Origin of the sequence: Bifidobacterium sp. UTCIF-38, from assembly GCF_006454495.1 — a bacterium.
Taxonomy (GTDB): Bacteria; Actinomycetota; Actinomycetes; order Actinomycetales; family Bifidobacteriaceae; genus Bifidobacterium; species Bifidobacterium callitrichos.
Genome location: NZ_JFAL01000012.1, coordinates 142,366 through 161,996, shown reverse-complemented (window position 1 = coordinate 161,996; position 19,631 = coordinate 142,366). Strand labels below are relative to the sequence as shown.

At 63.9% G+C, this 19,631-nt stretch carries 14 protein-coding genes; 13 read left to right on the top strand and 1 reads right to left on the bottom strand.

Annotation, left to right across the window (positions count from 1 at the left end; all coding sequences use genetic code 11):
- Window positions 1–282: 282 nt before the first annotated feature.
- Window positions 283–1,329, bottom strand: a complete 1,047-nt coding sequence (locus BW11_RS05365) for a 3-isopropylmalate dehydrogenase (RefSeq protein ID WP_043165099.1) — start codon at window positions 1,327–1,329, stop codon at window positions 283–285.
- Window positions 1,330–1,412: 83 nt separating this feature from the next.
- Here BW11_RS05365 and BW11_RS05360 point away from each other — a divergent pair, with 83 nt between their 5' ends.
- The 13 genes from BW11_RS05360 to BW11_RS05300 all read left to right on the top strand — a co-directional run bounded on the left by BW11_RS05360 (window position 1,413) and on the right by BW11_RS05300 (window position 19,535).
- On the top strand, window positions 1,413–2,765 hold the full coding sequence (locus BW11_RS05360; protein ID WP_140444944.1) for a lipoate--protein ligase family protein: 1,353 nt from the start codon (window positions 1,413–1,415) through the stop codon (window positions 2,763–2,765).
- A gap of 77 nt (window positions 2,766–2,842) precedes the next feature.
- Window positions 2,843–3,562 (top strand): Crp/Fnr family transcriptional regulator, encoded by a 720-nt coding sequence (locus tag BW11_RS05355; RefSeq protein ID WP_107044223.1) that lies wholly within the window; start codon window positions 2,843–2,845, stop codon window positions 3,560–3,562.
- A gap of 124 nt (window positions 3,563–3,686) precedes the next feature.
- Complete coding sequence (locus tag BW11_RS05350; RefSeq protein ID WP_140444943.1) at window positions 3,687–6,077, top strand: transglycosylase domain-containing protein; 2,391 nt, start codon at window positions 3,687–3,689, stop codon at window positions 6,075–6,077.
- 293 nt (window positions 6,078–6,370) lie between these two features.
- Window positions 6,371–7,870 (top strand): NADH:flavin oxidoreductase/NADH oxidase, encoded by a 1,500-nt coding sequence (locus BW11_RS05345; protein ID WP_140444942.1) that lies wholly within the window; start codon window positions 6,371–6,373, stop codon window positions 7,868–7,870.
- A 559-nt stretch (window positions 7,871–8,429) separates the two neighbouring features.
- Entirely contained in the window at window positions 8,430–9,578 is a 1,149-nt protein-coding gene (locus BW11_RS05340; RefSeq protein ID WP_140444941.1) for a quinone-dependent dihydroorotate dehydrogenase, read from the top strand.
- A gap of 308 nt (window positions 9,579–9,886) precedes the next feature.
- A complete protein-coding gene (locus tag BW11_RS05335) occupies window positions 9,887–10,696 on the top strand; it encodes a DeoR/GlpR family DNA-binding transcription regulator (protein WP_043165103.1) in 810 nt (269 codons plus the stop codon).
- Window positions 10,697–10,698: 2 nt separating this feature from the next.
- Window positions 10,699–11,949, top strand: coding sequence for a galactose-1-phosphate uridylyltransferase (gene galT / locus BW11_RS05330; RefSeq protein WP_043165105.1), 1,251 nt, complete (start codon window positions 10,699–10,701; stop codon window positions 11,947–11,949).
- Window positions 11,950–12,028: 79 nt separating this feature from the next.
- Window positions 12,029–13,279, top strand: coding sequence for a galactokinase (galK, locus tag BW11_RS05325; RefSeq protein ID WP_043165107.1), 1,251 nt, complete (start codon window positions 12,029–12,031; stop codon window positions 13,277–13,279).
- Between the two features lie 349 nt (window positions 13,280–13,628).
- Complete coding sequence (locus BW11_RS05320; protein ID WP_140444940.1) at window positions 13,629–15,167, top strand: DHA2 family efflux MFS transporter permease subunit; 1,539 nt, start codon at window positions 13,629–13,631, stop codon at window positions 15,165–15,167.
- A gap of 150 nt (window positions 15,168–15,317) precedes the next feature.
- Window positions 15,318–15,590 carry an ACT domain-containing protein gene (locus BW11_RS05315; protein ID WP_043165110.1) on the top strand — a complete coding sequence of 91 codons (273 nt, stop codon included), beginning with the start codon at window positions 15,318–15,320 and terminating at the stop codon, window positions 15,588–15,590.
- Window positions 15,591–15,616: 26 nt separating this feature from the next.
- Window positions 15,617–16,981, top strand: coding sequence for a PFL family protein (locus BW11_RS05310; RefSeq protein ID WP_107044229.1), 1,365 nt, complete (start codon window positions 15,617–15,619; stop codon window positions 16,979–16,981).
- A 650-nt stretch (window positions 16,982–17,631) separates the two neighbouring features.
- Window positions 17,632–18,693, top strand: coding sequence for a hypothetical protein (locus BW11_RS05305; RefSeq protein ID WP_140444939.1), 1,062 nt, complete (start codon window positions 17,632–17,634; stop codon window positions 18,691–18,693).
- Between the two features lie 593 nt (window positions 18,694–19,286).
- The gene (locus tag BW11_RS05300; protein ID WP_140444938.1) at window positions 19,287–19,535 is read left to right on the top strand and encodes a hypothetical protein; all 249 of its coding nucleotides are present in this window, start codon (window positions 19,287–19,289) and stop codon (window positions 19,533–19,535) included.
- Window positions 19,536–19,631 lie beyond the last annotated feature (96 nt).

Here is a 19,631-nt window from a genome sequence, read left to right as displayed (position 1 = left end):
GGACACCCGTTCTCGTCCGGGAAACTTTCGTACGTTTCCCCGGGTATTCCTGTGGCCCATCCGGACGAACGTACGCTAGCTGCTGCCCAGCGTACGTTCGTCCGGATGTTCCGGAGGACGTCCGGGGAAACGTACACTTGCCTCTGCCCAGCGTACGTTTGACCGGATGGATATGAAAAAGGCCCGGTCAAACGTACGTTTAGGACGTGTGACCGGGCCTAGTGGATGGTTGGGGTGGTCCCCCGGCGGTTGGGGTGGTCCCTCCAACCATCCCACACAGGGTCAGATGCGCTTGAGGATGTCCTCGCCGACCTGATCGGTGGAGCGGACGGTGGAGCCGAGCTCGGCGATGTCCGCCTCGACGGCCGTGTGGATCTTCTTCGCCGCATCGTCGAAGCCGAGATGCTCGAGCAGCATCGCGGCGGAGAGGATCGCGGCGGTCGGGTTGGCCTTGTTCTGACCGGCGATGTCCGGGGCGGAGCCGTGGATCGGCTCGAACATGGACGGGTACTTGTCGGTCGCGTTGATGCAGCCGGACGCGGAGTAGCCCACGCCGCCGACGACCGCACCGGCCTCGTCGGTGAGGATGTCGCCGAAGAGGTTGTCGGTCAGGATCACGTCGAAGCGCGAGGGGTTGGAGACCAGAAAGATGGTCGCCGCGTCGACGTGCTGGTAGTCGTGCGTGACCTCCGGATACTCTTCGCCGACCTTGTCGACGATGCGCTGCCACATGTCGCCCGCGTTGACGAGCACGTTCTTCTTGTGCACGAGCGTGACGTGCTTGCGGCGCTTCATGGCCAGCTTGAACGCGTAGCGCACCACGCGCTCCACGCCGTACGCGGTATTGATGGACACCTCGGTGGCCACCTCGTTCGGGGTGTCGCGGCGGACGGCCCCGCCGGCACCGCAGTACAGGCCCTCGGTGCCCTCACGCACGACGACGAAGTCGATGTCGCCGGGGTTGGCGAGCGGGGAGGTGACGCCCTTGTACAGCTTCGACGGACGCAGGTTGACGAACTGGTCGAGGTCGAAGCGCAGCTTCAGGAGCAGACCGCGCTCGAGGATGCCGGCCTTGATGCGCGGGTCGCCGACGGCGCCCAGCAGGATCGCGTCGTTGGCCTTGATGCGCTCCTCTTCCTCCTCGGGCAGGATCGCCCCGTCCTTCAGGTAGCGTTCGGCGCCCAGATCGAAGTGCTCGTACTCGAACTCGGCCACGCCCTGCGCGGCCTTCTCGAGGGCCTTCTGAGCCCACGGGGTTACTTCCTTGCCGATGCCGTCGCCGGGAATGACGGCGATCTTGTACTTCTTCGTTGCGGTGTTATCAGTCATGTGACTGAACGTTACCCGCGCGCCGTGGGCGTCCACGGATGGTGTTCGGCCTATGGACATCCTTGACCTCTATGATGGGCATCATGCGAGGGGCATATAAGGTACCGAGCGGCAAACTGGTCGCCGTCGCCATACGGTTCGAAGGGGCGAGGATCGTCGATGTGCGCATCGACGGGGACTTCTTCATCGACGCTCCGACCGACGCGATGGCCGATGCGCTGATCGCCGACATAGAGGAGTCACTGGAGTCGGTCGCGGAGGAGCTGGTGGCATCGGAAACATCGGAGACGCTCGTCGCGTCGATCGCACGCGCGATCGCGAGGCATCCGGAGACACGTCTCGTCGGCTGCGATGCCGCCGCGATCGCAACCGCATTCCGGCGCGCGATCGGACGGGTCGACGGGCGGGTCGGTGAACAAGCCGATGAACGGGCCGACGGACGGGGTGATGAACGGGCCGACGGACAGGGTGACGGACGGGCGGCAGGCCAATCGGACGGTCTACCGTCGGACGACGGTCAGACGTCGGATGGTCGGACGTCTGACGGTCGACTGACGGCGGTGCATTCGCACGTCGGTGCGTCACAACACGTCCGATCGCAGTCGGACGTGCCGCAGAAGCCAGTCGACCCCAGTCATGAGGAGGACACGGAGGACGCCGAATTCGCACGTCGCTGGGCTCGGCTCCTGCCCGAACTCACGCTCGTCCACGACATCCCCCGCTCTGCGGCCGAACAGATGCGCATCGACGAGCAATGGGCGCGCGAGGTGGCCGACGGCACGCGCCGCCCCACGCTGCGCATCTGGGAGTGGAGCGGATCGTGCGTGGTCGTCGGACGGTTCCAGTCGATCCCCGACGAGGTGCACGAGGACGTGGCTCGCGCCGAGGGCATCGCCGTGGTCCGCCGATCGACCGGGGGAGGGGCGATGTTCATCGAACCGGGCAACACGATCACCTACTCCCTGTATGCGCCGCTGTGGTTCGTCGACGGGATCGACGTGGCCGCATCGTACCGGCTGTGCGACCGCTGGCTGGTCCGCGCGCTCGCCGGCCTCGGCCTCGACGTCCGGTTCGCCGGGCTCAACGACATCGCCTCGTCCCACGGCAAGATCGGCGGTGCCGCGCAGCGCCGGTTCCCCGGGGCGCCGCGTTCATCGAGCCGGTCGGGTGTGTCAGGTCAGTCGGGTGTGCCAGGTCAGTCAGGTGTGCCGGGTCAGTCGCGCGGTCCCGGCGCGGTGCTCCACCACGTGACGATGGCGTACGACATCGACGCGCGGAAGATGGACCGTGTGCTCAACACCAGCGCGGAGAAGATGAGCGACAAGGCGGTCCGATCCGCCGTCAAACGTGTCGATCCGCTCAAAAGTCAGACCGGCATGACGCGTGGCGAGATCGTCGACCATCTGCTTGATTCCCTACGTGGTGCGGTACAATAATGCGAAACGAACGGCCGGTGTTGTGTGAGCCATATTGCGTAAAGGCCCGTCCGACAGATCCGACAAGGGAGTGATGCGTGGTGACGGAGAAACCGAATGCGATGCCCGATCAGGAGAACATCCTGCTGCATACGGCATTGTTCAAGCAGGTTTCGCCCGGTGAGGCCGAGGAGCTGATCCCGCATCTCAATCAGGCCGTCTACGACAAGGGCGACGCGATCTTCGAACAGGGCGGCACCGACCATCGCATGTATCTGCTGGAGCATGGACGCGTCAAGCTCATCCGCGAATCGAGCGATCATCGCATCCAGCTGTTGTCCATCCACGCTCCCGGCGAGGTGCTGGGCGAGATCCCGGTGTTCGATCCGAACGGCGGCCCCCGCACCGCGTCCGCGCTCGCGATGTGCCACGGCACGCGCGTGGTGTGGCTGGAGCATGACGCATTGTTCCACTGGCTCGACCAGCATCCGCGCGTGGCCATCGACATGCTGCAGGTGATGGCCAGCCGCATGCGCACGAACAACGAGCACATCTCCGATCTGGTGTTCATGGACGTGCCCGCGCGGCTTGCGAAGACCCTGATCAATCTCGGCGCGCGCTTCGGCGAGCCGGTCGAGGAGGGGCTCAAGGTGCCGCACGATCTGACGCAGGAGGAGATGGCCCAGCTGGTCGGCTCCTCTCGCGAGACCGTGAACAAGGCGCTGATGGACTTCGCCAACCGCGGATGGATCGCACGCGAGGGCCGCTCCATCATCATCTACCAGCCGGGCATGCTCATCAGGCGATCGCGCCGATAGCCGCATCCGCGCCGATAGCCGTGGCCTCGCCGGCATTAAGCCGATTCCCAGAGAGTGCGGTTACTGTGAACAATTGACTGCGGCCATATCAGGTTCGGCATCACGGACCACCCGCCCACTTAGAATGGGCCGCATGCCGAAAAAGAAGTCCTCACTGATCGCTCGACGCGTGTCCACCTTGCTTTTGACATACATCATGCTGTGTGTCGGCGGTGGCATCGTCGTCGCGACCATGGTATCCCCCGCAGTATTCGCGGCCAACGCCGTCGCCAAGGCCGTGGTGCCGTCGCTGAAGGTGGAGGGCGTCGACTTCGACGTCACCTCCCTGCCGCAGAAGTCCGTGATGTACGCCTCCGACGGCAAGACGGAGATCACCGATTTCTACGCCGACAACCGCACCGTCGTGCCGCTCAAGAAGATCTCCAAGGCCATGCAGCACGCGGTCGTCGCACGTGAGGACCGTCGATTCTTCCAGCACCACGGCGTCGACATCCAGGGCACGATGCGCGCGTTCTTCCAGACGTTCGTCAAGAAGGGGGACACGCAGGGCGGATCCACCCTGACCCAGCAGTACGTCAAGAACGTGCTTGCGATGCAGGCGCGCGAGGATGACGATCCGATCGCCGAATACCATGCCTCCGAGCAGACCATCGCCCGCAAGCTGCGCGAGATGCTCATCGCCGTGCAGATGGAGAAGGAGTACTCCAAGCTCGAGATCCTGCAGGGATACCTCAACATCGCCCAGTTCGGCAACCACAACCTGTACGGCGTCGAATCCGCCGCCAAGCGCTACTTCAACACCACGGCCGAGAAGCTCAACGCGATGCAGGCCGCCACGATCGCCGCCATCACCAAGAACCCGGTGAAGTTTGACCCGACCATCGAAGCGAACCTCAAGCGCTCGCAGAACGAGCGCGACACCGTGCTCAAGCTCATGCTCGACCAGGGCTTCATCGATCAGGCCACGTATGACAAATCCGTCGCCACCCCGCTCAAGGACACGCTCGACGTGCAGACCATCGAATCCGGTTGCCAGGTGGCCGGCGACGCCGCGTTCTTCTGCGAGTACGTGACCCGCCAGATCCTCAAGAGCCCCGAGTTCGGCGCCACCGAGGAGGAGCGCAACAAGCTCCTCAAGGAGGGTGGTCTGAAGATCGTCACCACGATGGACGTCAACGCGAACACCCTTGCGATGCAGACCGCACGCAACACGATCCCGCCGGACGATCCGACCGGATTCGAGGTCGCGATGGCCGTGATCAGACCGGGAACCGGCGAGGTGCTCGGCTTCGGCCTCAACCGCACGTTCGACGCCACTGATCGCGCGAAGACCGATTCGACCAGAACGGCCGTCAACTACGCCGTCGATCAGATCGACGGCGGTGGCTGGGGCTTCAACGTGGGATCCACGTGGAAGCCGATCAACCTGGTCGCATGGATGCAGAAGGGCAAGTCCATCAACCAGATGCTGTCCACCTCCACCGTGGTCAACACGAGGGGCTTCAGCTGCAACGGACACAGCTTCGGCGCCATCCCGTGGAAGGTGCAGAACTCTGGCGGCGGCACCGTCTCCTCCGAGTCCCCGCTGCAGGCGCTGGTCCTCTCCCACAACACCACGCAGGCCGCCATGGCCTCGCAGATCGGACTGTGCGCGATCGCCGACGCCGCGAAGTCGCTCGGCTACCACAACTCGATCCAGGGCAAGGAGGACGTCTATGACTCGAACTCCTTCCAGCCGCCGATGGTCATCGGCACCGTGCAGGCCTCGCCGCTGACGATGGCCAACGTGTACGCGACCATCGCCGCCAAGGGCGTCGAGTGCACCCCGATCGCCATCACCAAGATGACCGACACCACCGGCAAGAACTACAAGGTGCCGTCCGCGAACTGCCATCAGGCGATCGACCCGGAGGTGGCCGAGACCGCCGCATACGCGATCAACCAGGGTGTCGTCCGCTCCGGCGGCAACGCGACCCTCGCCCAGCTCGACGGCGGACGCAAGACCTTCGCCAAGACAGGTACGAACGAGGACACGTACATGCTGACCGGCGGATTCATCCCGCAGGTCGCCACCTACGTGGCCGTCGGCAACGCCGAGACCCCGCAGTCGTTCAACTACAAGACGATCAACGGCAAGTACCACGGCACGTGGTACGGCATGTACATCGCCGAGCCGGCATGGCGCGAGTTCATGCAGAACTACGTCAACGCGGCGAATATCCCGATGGACAACGACTACGGCAACCCGAGTTCGAAGTACACGTACGGAGCGTCGTCGACGACCACAAGGAAGAAGAGCTCCACCTCCACCAACGACGACGGCACGACCGGCGGCGGTACGGGCACCGCCGGAGGCACCACCACCGGTGGCACGACCGGTGGCAATGGCGGCACAACCGGTACGACCGGCGGTGGTGCGACCGGCGGAACCGGAACCACCGGAGGCGCGGGTACTACGGGCGGTACGACCGGCGGTGCCGGCGACACCACCCAGCAGGGCGGCGGCGCGCAGTAGTCGGCGTGGGGCTCTCTTCCCCTTGGCTCTCCTTGCCCTTGGCCCTTGTAAGGGGAGGTGGCCCGCAACGCGGGTCTGAGGGGTATCCCAAGCGATTCGCGAACCTACGTACCGCGGTATAGGTCGGTACTCATTGGGAACGTCCACCTCATCGGTGGGCGTTCCTTCGTATATGGAGCGATCGCAGGTCTAGAATGGGAACGTTCATAAATCGTTCATCAGTGAAGAACGGCGTACGGCCGGGGCGATGCGGCCGATCCGCGGATTCTTTTCGTTGCAAATAGGGGGTATGTATGACGGATACCACGGATACCGGTATCACCGACAATGATGGCGCGGACGCGGCAGACGCCGCGCAGGGCGGCATCGAAAGCCCGAGCGGATTCGACTTCCGCGGTCTGACGGTCTCCGGGCTGGCGGCTCCGGCCGCGGCCGTGCCCGCATCCGGCAAGGGCGACGCCAAGTCCGGCAAGGGCGGCAAGTCCGACAAGGGCGACAAGAAGAAGGGCAAGGACGCGAAGAAGACGGCCAAGTCCGGCAAGGGCGAGAAAGCTGATAAGGCTGACAAGTCCGACAAGGACAACAAGGACAAGGTCGAGGGCGGCAAGTCCGAGAAGTCCGACAAGACGGACGATTCCGCAGCTGTCACGACGGGCAAACGCTCCATCTTCCCGTTCCTCGGCACGTTCTCCGACAAGCCCGGCTCCAACGGCCCGGCCCTGTTCGAGCCGATGACCCTGCGCGGCCTCACGATCCGCAACCGCATCTGGCTGCCTCCGATGGACACCTACTCCGCGCTCGGACGCGACGGCCGTCCCACTCCGTTCCACTACCAGCACTACGTCTCCCGTGCGCTCGGCGGCTTCGGCATGATCATCGTCGAGGCCACGGCCGTCGCCCCGGAGGGACGCATCTCCCCGTGCGACGTCGGCCTGTGGGACGACGGGCAGATCGACGCATGGCGATGGATCGTCGAGGATATCAAGGCCACCGGCGCCGTCGCCGCGATCCAGCTCAACCATGCTGGCCGCAAGGGTTCGACCGGCTGCTTCGCCGTCGGATATGAGGGTCGCACCGTGCCGCCCGAGGCCGGCGGGTGGGCCACCGTCGCGCCGAGCCCGATCCCGTTCGGCGAGTACACCACGCCGCGCGCCCTGTCCGTCGACGAGATCCACGGACTGGTCGACGCATTCGCCGTGGCAGCCCGCCGCGCCGTCGCCGCTGGATTCCAGGCGATCGAGATCCACGCCGCGCACGGCTACCTGATCTCGCAGTTCCTCGACCCCCTGAGCAACGAGCGCGAGGACGAATACGGCAAGGGCTTCGAAGGCCGCATCCGCTTCCTGCTGGAGGTTGCCGACGCGATCCGCGCCGGAATCCCCGGCGACATGCCGCTGCTCGTGCGCGTCTCCGCGACCGACTGGGCGGCCGGCGGCTGGGATCTCGATCAGACCGTCGCGCTCGCGAGGATCCTCAAGGATCACGGCGTCGATCTGGTGGACGTGTCCACCGGAGGCATCGTCTCCGGCGTCACCGTGCCGGTCAAGCCGGACTATCAGGTGCCGTTCTCCTCGCAGGTGCGCAAGCGCGCCGAGGTTCCGGTCACGGCCGTCGGTCTCATCACCAAGCCGAAGCAGGCCGAAAAGGTACTCGTCAAGGGCAACGCGGACGCGATCGAGATCGGACGCGCGGCCCTGCGCGACCCGTACTGGCCGCTGCGCGCCGCCGACAAGCTCGGCGTTCCTGTCTCCAAGGCCCCCTACGCGCCGCAGTACATCCGCGGTGCCTTCTGACTTCCGAGTGGTGCCTGAGGGATGGTGACTTCTGAATGGCGATTTCTGGGTGGTGTCTTCTGAGTGGTGCCTTCTAGTGTCTCCTACGTCCATCTATCTCAGCGTCACTTTTTCCCGAGATTTCCTCATATCGCGGGAATATGTGACGCTGCCTTCTTCTGGGCGTCACTTTTTCCCGAGCCTAGGGGAGTTTTCGGGAATTTGTGACGCTGAGGACCGTGGTCGGTTGCGTTGGGTGGTCGGTTCTGGAGTGGCTGGTCGTTGGGCGGTTGGTCTGTGGTGAGCCGGCGTTGGGTGGTCGTTGGGTGGTGAATTCGGTGTGGTGGTTCGGTGTGGTGGTGGTTGGTGTGCTGAGTCGGTGTGGTGGTGAGTCGGTGCGGCGATGGTTTGGTGTGGTGCTGAGCCGTGGTGGTGGTTGGTGTGGTGAGCCGTGGTGGTGAGCCGTGTGGCGGTGGTTTGAAGTGGTGAGTCGATGAAACCGTCGATGAAGTAGTCGATGAAGCCGATGGAGCGTGTGACTGCCGTGACGTTTGTGCGAAATGGTGAGACAATGGTCTCCATGAGTTACGTTTCGGATAGCTTCTGGCATGACGCCGTCAACAAGGCGACGACCGACCTCTTCACCTTCGGCTACAAGTACGTCATCAAGCCGAATTTCGTCTTCAACGTGCCGCCGGACGAGGCGCATGATCGCATGATCACGTTCTGCCGGGTCACCAAGCACATCCCGCCGCTGCTGTGGGCCGAGCGTACGATGCTCAACTACACCGACCCGATCCTCGAAACCACCGTGATGGGCGTCGACTTCGCCAATCCGTTCGGCCTGTCCGCCGGTCTCGACAAGAACTGCGACATGCCCGTGCTGCTCGACAACGCCGGCTTCGGCTTCGAGACCGTCGGCTCGACCACGTCGCGTCCGTGCGCCGGCAACCCCAAGCCGTGGTTCCATCGCCTGCCTGAATACGATTCGATGATGGTGCACGTGGGACTCGCCAACATCGGCTCCGACAAGATCATCGATCGCGCGGAGAAGGCGTGGACGCATGCGCACGACATGCAGGTGTCGGTCTCGATCGCCCGCACCAACGACGACAGGTGCGGTGATCTCGATGAGGGCATCGAGGACTACTGCATCTCGATGCGTCGCGCTGCAGGCCGCACCGCGATGGTCGAGGTGAACGTCTCCTGTCCGAACACGCACGCGGGGGAGCCGTTCACCGACAGTCCGGAGAACCTCGATCGCCTGTTCACTGCTCTCGACGGGATCGATCGCCCGCAGCCGACGCTCGTCAAGATGCCGCTCAACAAGCCGTGGGATGAGATGCGTGAGCTGCTTGAGGTGCTGACCGAGCACAACGTGCAGGGCGTGTCCCTCGCGAACCTCAACAAGGACCGTACGGGCCTCGATATCCCGCGCGAGTGGGAGGGTGGCCTCTCCGGCGGTCCGTGCACGCGGGCAAGCGAGGAGCTGGTGGCCCGCACCTACCGCGAGTTCGGCGACAGGCTCGCGATCGCCGGCATCGGAGGTGTGTTCACGCCCGAGCAGGCGTACGCGAAGATCCGCGCCGGCGCGAGCCTGGTCATGTTCATCTCCTCGCTCATGTACCGCGGCCCCCAGCAGATCACGGTCTTGAAGCGCGGGCTCGCCGAACTGCTGCGTCGCGACGGTTTCAGCTCCGTGTCCGAGGCCGTCGGCGTCGACGCCTGATTCACGCGTCGCCCTGCCCTTTCCATCCCCTATCCCTGTTCCCCGCGAGCCCCAGCCTCCAGCCGCCCTGCCTTTCCAGCGTCCGATCCTCCGATCCTATAGGATCGGAGGATTTGAGGTGGTTTGGTGCAGTGTATTCGTCAGATTCTGTAGGATCGGACGCATGGGTTCGTCTCGTCGTGGCGGACGGGGGTGACTACGTCGTCGATGTGCCGTTTTGTTCGCTAACGTTTGCAAAACCGAAAATTCCTTGCGCGAAACGCACAAGTCGGTTTGGTAAATGGGCGTTTGTGTGCGATAATGTTCGTATGATATCGTCACAACGTCAACACCTGATACTGAGCAGGCTTCGCACCAGAGGTGCCGTGCGAATCACGGCCCTGAGTAAGGAACTCGGCGTTTCCGCGATGACCATCCGCCGCGATATCGCCGAACTTGCCGACAAGGGACTGCTCAAACGCGTCCATGGCGGCGCCGTCACCACCAGCACGCTGCTGAGCGAACCGCTGTTCTCTGTAAAGTCGCAGATGGACATCGGTCTCAAGGACGCCATCGCGCAGGAGGCCATCAAATACGTGTCTCCCGGTGACGTCATCGCCATCGGCGGCGGCACCACGGCCTATGTCTTCGCGCAGCACCTGCTGGAAAGCCAGCAGGCCAGCGGCATCACCATCCTCACCAATTCGATTCCGGTCGCCGAACTCGTGCAGGCGCTCGAATCGAAGGACGTCGAGGTCATCGTCACCGGAGGCGTCACCACGCGATCCAACTCGCTCGTCGGTCCGATCGCCGACAAGGTCATCGCCTCCCTGCGCGTCAACACCGTCTTCCTCGGCACGCATTCCGTGTCGATTCCCCGCGGCTTCCTCATGCCCAACTCGCTGGAGGCCGCAACCGATATGGCGATGATGGGCATCGCCGATCGCACCATCATTTTGACCGATCACACCAAGTGGAGCTGCACATCGCTGTCGTTGTTCGCGCGGTTCGACCAGGTGGAAACGGTCATTACAGACGACGGTCTCGATCCGGATACCGCCGCCAAAACGAAGGAACTGGTCAATGAGCTCGTCCTGGCCGAACAGGTCGAGCCCGCACAGGAAAGTGAGCAGCAGTAACCATGACCGAATTCGCAGCCTACGAGCCCGGCGAATACGCCAAGGAACACATCCGCATCACGCCGACGAAGCTCGCCGACGGACGCGACTTCTTCTACCTCGACGACGATCCGGAGTACGTCTCCGGCAAGAAGACCCGCGAGCTCAAGGACCCGCGCGACCTGCCGTACCGTTTCAGCAACCAGCTGAACGCCGCCGGCGAGGAGGTGCCGTACGCGGCCCCCGAAATGCGCCGCGACCCGCTGACCGGTGACTGGATCCCGATGGCGACCGCCCGCATGAACCGCCCGATCACCGCCGGCCCCGGCGCCACCGCGAAGGGCAACCCGCTGGCCGCCCGCAAGCCTGGCGACCCGTATCAGGACGGCGAGGTCCCGGACACCGACTACAACGTCGTCGTCTTCGAGAACCGCTTCCCGTCGATGGTCCGCGTGCCCGGCCGCTCCGAGGACGTCACCTTCGTCGACGGCAACCCGCTGTGGGAGAAGAAGATGGCCGCCGGACGCTGCGAGGTCATCTGCTTCGACCCCGACGAGCACGGCCTGCCGGCCGACCTGCCGGTGTCCCGCCTGCGCACCGTCGTCGAGGCCTGGGCGTTCCGCACCGCCGAGATCTCCAGGATGGAGGGCATCGAGCAGATCTTCCCGTTCGAGAACCACGGCCAGGAGATCGGCGTCTCCCTCGCCCACCCGCACGGCCAGGTCTACTGCTACCCGTTCATCGCCCCGAAGATGGAGAAGGAGCTCCAGCACACCGAGGCCTACCACGAGAAGACCGGCGGCAACCTGCTCAAGGACCTGATGAACGCCGAGCTCGAGGCCAAGGAGCGCGTCGTCCTGCGCAACCACAGCTGGGTCGCCTACGTGCCGGCCGCCGCCCGCTGGCCCCTCGAGGTCCACGTGGCCCCGGTGCGCGACGTCCTCACCCTCGACGAGCTCAACGACCAGGAGCGCTGGGACCTCGCCTCGATGTACTCGCACCTGCTCAAGCGCGGCAACGCGTTCTTCGACAAGGGCGACGGCAAGGGCATGGACCTGCCGTACATCGCCGCCTGGCATCAGGCCCCGATCCACGACCCGCGCCGCGCGAACTACCGTCTGAACCTCCAGTTCTTCAGCTTCCGCCGCGCCGCCAACAAGATCAAGTACCTCGCCGGCTCCGAATCCGGCATGGCCGCCTGGATCTCCGACACCACCCCGGAGCTCATCGCCAAGCGCTTCCACGAGCTGGGCGACATCGACATCGCCGACTGAGCGTCCGCCCGGCCGTCACGACTCTGATCGCAATCGCAATCGCAATCAAAAAAAGAAAAGAAAACAAGGAAACACACCAATGACCGATGTTGAATTCATTGAGCCGCTTTCCCACGAAGAAGGCGTGTCCAAGGCCACCAAGCTGTTCGTCGACACCTTCGGCACCGCGCCCGAGGGCGTGTGGGGCGCGCCGGGCCGCGTCAACCTGATCGGCGAGCACACCGACTACAACGCCGGACTGTGCCTGCCGATCGCCCTGCCGCACCGCACGTTCATCGCCCTGAAGCCGCGTGAGGACACCAAGGTGCGCGTCGTCTCCGACGTCGCCCCGGACAAGGTCACCGAGGCCGATCTCGATGGCCTCAAGGCCCGCGGTGTGGACGGCTGGGCCGCCTACCCGGTGGGCGTCGCCTGGGCTCTGCGCGAGGCCGGCTTCACCAAGGTGAAGGGCTTCGATGCCGCGTTCACCTCCTGCGTGCCGCTCGGCTCGGGTCTGAGCTCCTCCGCCGCGATGACCTGCTCCACGGCGCTCGCCCTCGACGACGTGTACAACCTCGGCTACGGCGACTCCGACGCCGGCCGCGTGACCCTCATCAACGCCGCCATCAAGTCCGAGAACGAGATGGCCGGCGCCTCCACCGGCGGCCTCGACCAGAACGCCTCGATGCGCTGCACCGCCGGCCACGCGCTGCTGCTCGACTGCCGTCCGGAGCTGACCCCGCTGGAGAACGTCTCCCAGCAGGAGTTCGACCTCGACAAGTACAACCTCGAGCTGCTCGTCGTCGACACCCAGGCCCCGCACCAGCTGAACGACGGCCAGTACGCCCAGCGCCGCGCCACCTGCGAGGAGGCCGCCAAGGTCCTCGGAGTCGCCAACCTGCGCGTAGCCGCCGACGGCATCTCCAAGGCCGACGACCAGTTCCAGGCCTTGAAGGAGACCCTTGACGCCCTGCCCGACGAGACGATGAAGAAGCGTGTGCGTCACGTCGTCACCGAGATCGAGCGCGTCCGCTCCTTCGTGCGTGCCTTCGCCAAGGGCGACATCCAGGCCGCGGGACGCCTGTTCAACGCCTCCCACGACTCCCTCGCCGCCGACTACGAGGTCACCGTGCCCGAGCTCGACATCGCCGTGGACGTGGCCCGCAAGAACGGCGCCTACGGTGCGCGCATGACCGGCGGCGGCTTCGGCGGCTCCATCATCGCGCTCGTTGACAAGGGTCGCTCCCAGGAGGTCGCCCAGAAGATCGCCGATGAGTTCGAGCGTCAGGGCTTCCACGCCCCGCGCGCCCTCGCCGCGTACGCCGCGCCGTCCGCCTCTCGCGAGGCGTGACGCACGCGGATCAGCGAGGCGTGACGCCCCGCTGATCCGCCGTCCGGTCCGTCGCCGCGACACGCGCGGCGGACTTACGAAAAAACCGGAAATGTACTACGGTCGCTTCTCGACTTGATAACCGCATGCCGCTTGGCGTTTTCCACGCCAGACGGCATGCGGTTTTTCGTTGTCCGCCGGAACCCGGACGTTAGGGGTTCCCGGTTCCCCGCGATGTTGCCGCCGCCCGTGCGTTTCGCATGTGTGTTTCGCATGAAACGTGATGCGGGTGTGCGTCAGCCATGTCCGCGGGAGCCGTCCGGCGGCGACAGAGATCCAAGAGACAAGAAGAGGTATCCCGTTGTCCGATATGACAACCGACCGTAGTGACGCAACCCGCAAACCGCATCTCGACAATCCCTCCTACGAGATCGCCACGCCCGTTCCCGGCGGCGAACCCGCATCGCGCTTCGAGCATCCGCACCGCGTGATGCTCGGCCTGTACTTCGCCGTGTTCCTCGGCATGCTCTCCGAAACGTCGATGAACATCGCCATTCCCGATCTGATGGACGACTTCAGCGTCTCCTCCGGCACCGCCCAGTGGATGGTAGTCGGCTACATGCTCGCCATCGGCGTGGTGCTGCCGTGCGTCGGGTTCCTGCTCAAGTGGGTGAAGGCCAAGACGCTCGTCATGGCCGCGCTCGTCTGCTTCCTCGCTGGTGCCGTCGTGTGCACGATCGCCCCCACGTTCCCCGTGCTGCTCGCCGGCCGTATCGCGCAGGGCGTGAGCACCGGCGTCGTGCTGCCCACCATGTACGCGGCCATCATGCGCGTGTTCCCGCCCCATCGCATCGGCGCCGCGAACGGCGTCGCCGGCCTCGTCATCATGTTCGCGCCGGTCATCGGCCCGACCATCGCCGGCGCGCTCATCGGCGCGGTCTCCTGGCGTGCGATCTTCGCGCTGTTCGCCGTCATCGCCGTCATCGCGCTCGTGTGCACGGCATTGTTCTTCGTCACCCCGATCGAACGCACGCGTCCGGCCGTCGACGTGATCTCCATCATCGCGTCCGCGCTCGGCTTCGGCGGCCTCGTTGCGGGCGTGAGCCTGGTCGCCGACATGGGCTTCTCGCCCCTCGTCGTCACGCTGCTCGTCGTCGGCGTCGTCGTGCTCGCGTTCTACGCGTACCGCCAGCTGCACATCGCGGCGCCGCTGCTCGACCTGCGCGCGCTCGGCGTCGCCGCGTTCCGCACGCCGGCGATCATGGTGAGCTGCTCGTTCGCCTGCACGCTCGCGTTCATGTACCTGGTGCCGCAGGAGCTGCAGCGCGGCCTCGGACTGAGCTCCACCGTCGCCGGTCTGCTCATGCTGCCCGGCGGGGTCGTCAACGCCGTATGCACGCTGATGGCCGGCCGCCTGTTCGACCGTCACGGTGCGAAGCGACTCGTGTGGATCGGCGTGGCGATGACCGTGGTCGGCGGCGCGCTGTTCTACGCGATCGGCGTCGGCTCGTCGATCGCGCTGTTCCTCGCCGCACACATCATCGTGATGGTGGGCATCCCGTTCATCCAGCAGTCCACGCAGTCCGCCGCGCTGAAGGCGCTTCCGGGCCGCATGGCGGCGGACGGCAGCACGATCCTCAATACGATGCAGCAGGTGTTCGGCGCGATCTCCACCGCAATCGCGACCTGCCTGCTCGGCCTCGGGCAGACGCACTATATGGCGACCGGCGGCACGGATACCGAGTGGGGGTTCGTGACCGGATCGCGCTACGGCTACCTGTTCGGACTGGCACTGATCGTCTGCGTGTTCGCGTGCTCGTTCATGCTGCGTGAGCGTGCGCACGAGCCGGAGCTCACCGAGGTGGACGTCGATGGCGTCACCCGGAAGGACAAGGTCATCGCGGCATGATCGCCGTTCGTCGTCCGTGACGGCACGTTGACGGTATCGACGTGACCCACTGACACGCCGACGCTCCGACTGAGACGGAGCGGGCGGGGGATACGGGTGTCTTCCTATACTTGGAAGACACCCGTTTTTGTTTTCGATTTCAGGAGCGCCATGAACAAGGCAATCATCACCGTCGTCGGCCAGGACACCGTCGGCATCATCGCACGAGTCTGCACCTACCTGTCGAATCACCACGTCAACGTGCTCGACATCTCGCAGACCATCATCGACGGATTCTTCAACATGATGATGATCGTCGACTACTCGAACTCGGACAAGGAGTTCAGCGCCATGGTCGGCAACCTCGAGGACCTCGGCGACGACATCGGCGTGCGCATCCGCTGCCAGCGCGAGGAGATCTTCACCAAGATGCATCGCATTTGATCGACGGCCTCGAAAGGAACAACACCATGCTGAATATCATGGAGGTCCACGAGACCAACCAGATGATCGAGCAGGAGAAGCTCGACGTGCGCACCATCACGATGGGCATCTCGTTGCTCGACTGCGCGAGCGAGTCCGTCGACGAGACCTGCGACAACATCTACCGCAAGATCACCACGTACGCGAAGGACCTCGTCTCCACCGGCGAGGACATCGAACGCGACTACGGCATCCCGATCGTCAACAAGCGCATCACCGTCACCCCGATCTCATTGGTCGGCGCCAGCTGCTGCAAGACCACCGAGGACTTCGTCAAGATCGCGCACGCGCTCGACCGTGCCGCGAAGGAGGTCGGCGTCAACCTGATCGGCGGTTACTCCGCGCTTGTCTCCAAGGCCATGACCCCGGCCGAGGAGTTGCTCATCCGCTCCCTGCCGCAGGCCCTGAGCGAGACCGAGGTCGTCTGCTCGTCGGTCAACGTCGGCTCGACGAAGACCGGCATCGACATGAACGCGGTCGAGCTGCTCGGCCACATCATCAAGGACATCGCGCACCGCACGGCCGACAACGACTCCTACGGCTGTGTGAAGTTCGTGGCGTTCTGCAACGTGCCCGACGACAACCCGTTCATGGCCGGCGGCTTCCACGGCGTCACCGAGGGCGATGCGGTCATCAACGTCGGCGTCTCCGGCCCGGGCGTCGTCTCCCGTGCGCTCGACGCCGCCAAGGGCAGGGACTTCGAGTTCCTGTGCGAGACGATCAAGCGCACCGCGTTCAAGATCACCCGCGTCGGCCAATTGGTCGCGCAGGAGGCGTCGCGTCGACTCGGCGTGCCGTTCGGCATCATCGACCTGTCTCTCGCGCCCACCCCGGCCGTCGGTGATTCGGTCGGCGAGGTATTGGAGAAGATCGGCCTCGAGCAGGTCGGCGCGCCCGGCACCACCGCGGCCCTCGCGATGCTCAACGATCAGGTCAAGAAGGGCGGCATCATGGCGTCGTCCTACGTCGGCGGCCTGTCCGGCGCGTTCATCCCGGTCTCCGAGGACAAGAACATGATCGATGCGGCGGCCTCCGGATGCCTGACGATCGAGAAGCTCGAGGCGATGACCTGCGTGTGCTCGGTCGGCCTCGACATGATCGCGATCCCCGGCGACACCACGGCTGCCACGATCTCCGGCCTCATCGCCGATGAGGCGGCCATCGGCATGGTCAACCAGAAGACCACCGCCGTGCGCGTCATCCCGGTCGAAGGCAAGGGTGTGGGCGAGATGGCGAACTTCGGCGGACTCATGGGCTACGCGCCGATCATCCCCGTCAACCAGACGTCGTGTGAGGCGTTCGTCACCCGCGGCGGCCGCATCCCCGCCCCGATCCACAGTTTCAAGAACTGACCTAGGCCGGGGTTGGCCGGATTCGGCCGGATTCGGCCGGTGTTGGCCGGACTCAGACCGGTGTTGGACCGGATCGGCCCCGCCCATCCTGTGTCGGAGTACGTTCATCCGGGTATTCCCACAACTTTTCCGGGCAACCGTACACTGGCCGGCGGTCACCGTACGTTTCCCCGGAAGACCCCCCGAAATACCCGGATGAACGTACTCTGACCCGTAACCAACGTACGTTCGTCCGGATATGGGGCGGGAATACCCGGTTGAACGTACGCTGGTAATCCCCGGTACCTTGGTAACCCGGTAACCCCGGTACCTTTGGTATCCCGATATCCCGGTAACTGGGTATCCTCGGTAACTTCGGTACCCTTGGTACCAGGTAATTCCTGGTACCCACGGTATCCACAGAACCCCGGTATCCCCGGTACCTTGATAACCCCGGTATCCCCGGTACCCTCGGTAATTGGGTAACCCCCGTAATCCCCAGTATTCCGGTAACCTCCGTAACAACGTATACAGGTTTGTTGTGTGTGGAGGACGGGGGTGTTGTTTCCGTCCGACATAAGTACCCGGAGTTATCCACATGATGTCCGGGTTATCCGGAATTCCCCTGTGGTGATTGTCCATTTCCCTCCGTCATGTTTACCGTGAGAGACATGAAACAGCACAGGGGAGTGAACATGGCGATTGCGCGTGCGCAAGAGGAGCATCGTTGCGCCATCGGGGACACGGACGCCATGAGACGTGCTCTGAAGCGGAGGCATAAGGCGGGTGAATTGGTATCGCCATACAGGAACCTGTATATGTCTCCCGATTACTGGCATCGGCTCAACGCCTGTCAGCGTTCGCTCCATGTGGTACGTGGACTGCTGGTATTGCATCCGACATGGGTGTTCGCGGGACTGACCGCCGCGGACGTCTACGGATTCGATCATTCCTGGGCGCTTCATGATGACGCCGTATACGTGGCGGATGCCAATGGGGACGGAACCGTCGATAGATCCCGCTTGTCCATGGCTATCGGCGACGCCGGACGATCGGCAGGATCGGACTTCGGCGGTTATGGGGCAACCAACGGGCGGGGATCCGGAATGGTGGCCACGGGGGCTTATGAGATAAGACGGTTGTATATACCGTCGGTGAATAAGCATCCGGTGGACGGCATTACCGTGACCGATCCCGTTCGGACGTTGATCGACTGCGCCCTGTGCATGCAGTTTCGTTATGCATTGGCCGTGTTCGATTCGGCGGCGCGCAAGGGTGTGGACATGACGTCGGTCCGTGACGCATGTAAGGGATTGCATATGGATCGCGCTCCCATCGAGATGTTGATCGGATACGCCGATGGGAGAAGCGAGAACGGTGGAGAGTCGTTGGTCCGCGCGGCCATCATCATCGGTGGATTCGCAGTGCCGCAATTGCAGGTCGAGATCCGTGATCCCTCGTATCCCGCACGTCGATTTCGAGTGGATTTCCTGTGGAAGCTGTACGACGGGCGCGTGATCGTCCTGGAATATGATGGCATGGCCAAGTACGAGGATGTCTCCATGACCCGTGGGCGTACCGCGAAGCAGGTACTCAATGAGCAGAAGGAACGGGATCGTGTGTTGTATGCCGCGGGCGTGACCTTGATCCTCCACTGCACCTACGAGGACGTGTGTGGTTCGAATCGTCTGTTCGTGATGTTGCGTGACGCCGGTGTACCCCTAATACGATGACGACGTAACGGGGGAATAGTAATAGGGGAGATCACCTCCGACATCCGTTCCACCGCCCGGTCCCGTACCGGTTGGTTCCCCAATGTCTGTTCAACCATGTCCCGAGACATGCGTCAACCATCCGCTCGAACTAGACACTTGTCTATTCTGCAGTCTAGCCCCACCCGCCACATGTCTGACTACTGCCTACCTGTTCACCTACCACCTACCACCTACCGTCTGCCGCCTGACCTGTTCACCTACTACCCTTGTCCACCCCCACCCATTACCCATCACCTGTTCACCCATCACCTGTTCACCCATCACCTGTTCACCTACCACCCCAACCCTTCTCTCCGCCCTCCTCACTGCGGCTGGCGTACGTTTCCCCAGGTCTTTTCAATGTCTTTCCGGACAAACGTACGGTGAGCCCCGCTTAACGTACGTTCGCCCGGATAGCCCACGGAAACCTCCGGATGAACGTACTCTGATCGGGACTCTGCGTACGTTCATCCGGGCGCAAGACGAAAACATCCGATCGGACGTACGCCGGCTGTGTGGGGTGGGGTGGATTGGGGTGTTGTGGTTCCGGGTGTTGTGGTTCCGGTGGTGGTATGGAGGGGCCGGTGGTGGTATGGAGGGTTGTGATTACGGGGTTTGTGGTTCTGATGGTGATGGAGGGGTTGATGGTTCCGGTTGACATGGAGGAGTTTGTGGTGGTGATGGAGGGTTGTGGTTCCGGGGGTGACATGGGTTGGGGTTTTGGTGGTGATGTAGGGGTTGTGGTTCTGGGAGGTTGTTTTTCTGGTGGTGACACGGAGGGGTTGATGGTTCTGGTGGTGATATGGAGGGTCCGGTGGTGATATGGAATGGTGATGGAGGGTTGTGATTACGGGGTTTGTGGTTCCGGTGGTGATGGAGGGGTTGTTGTTCGGGGAGTTCATGTGGATAGAGGATGG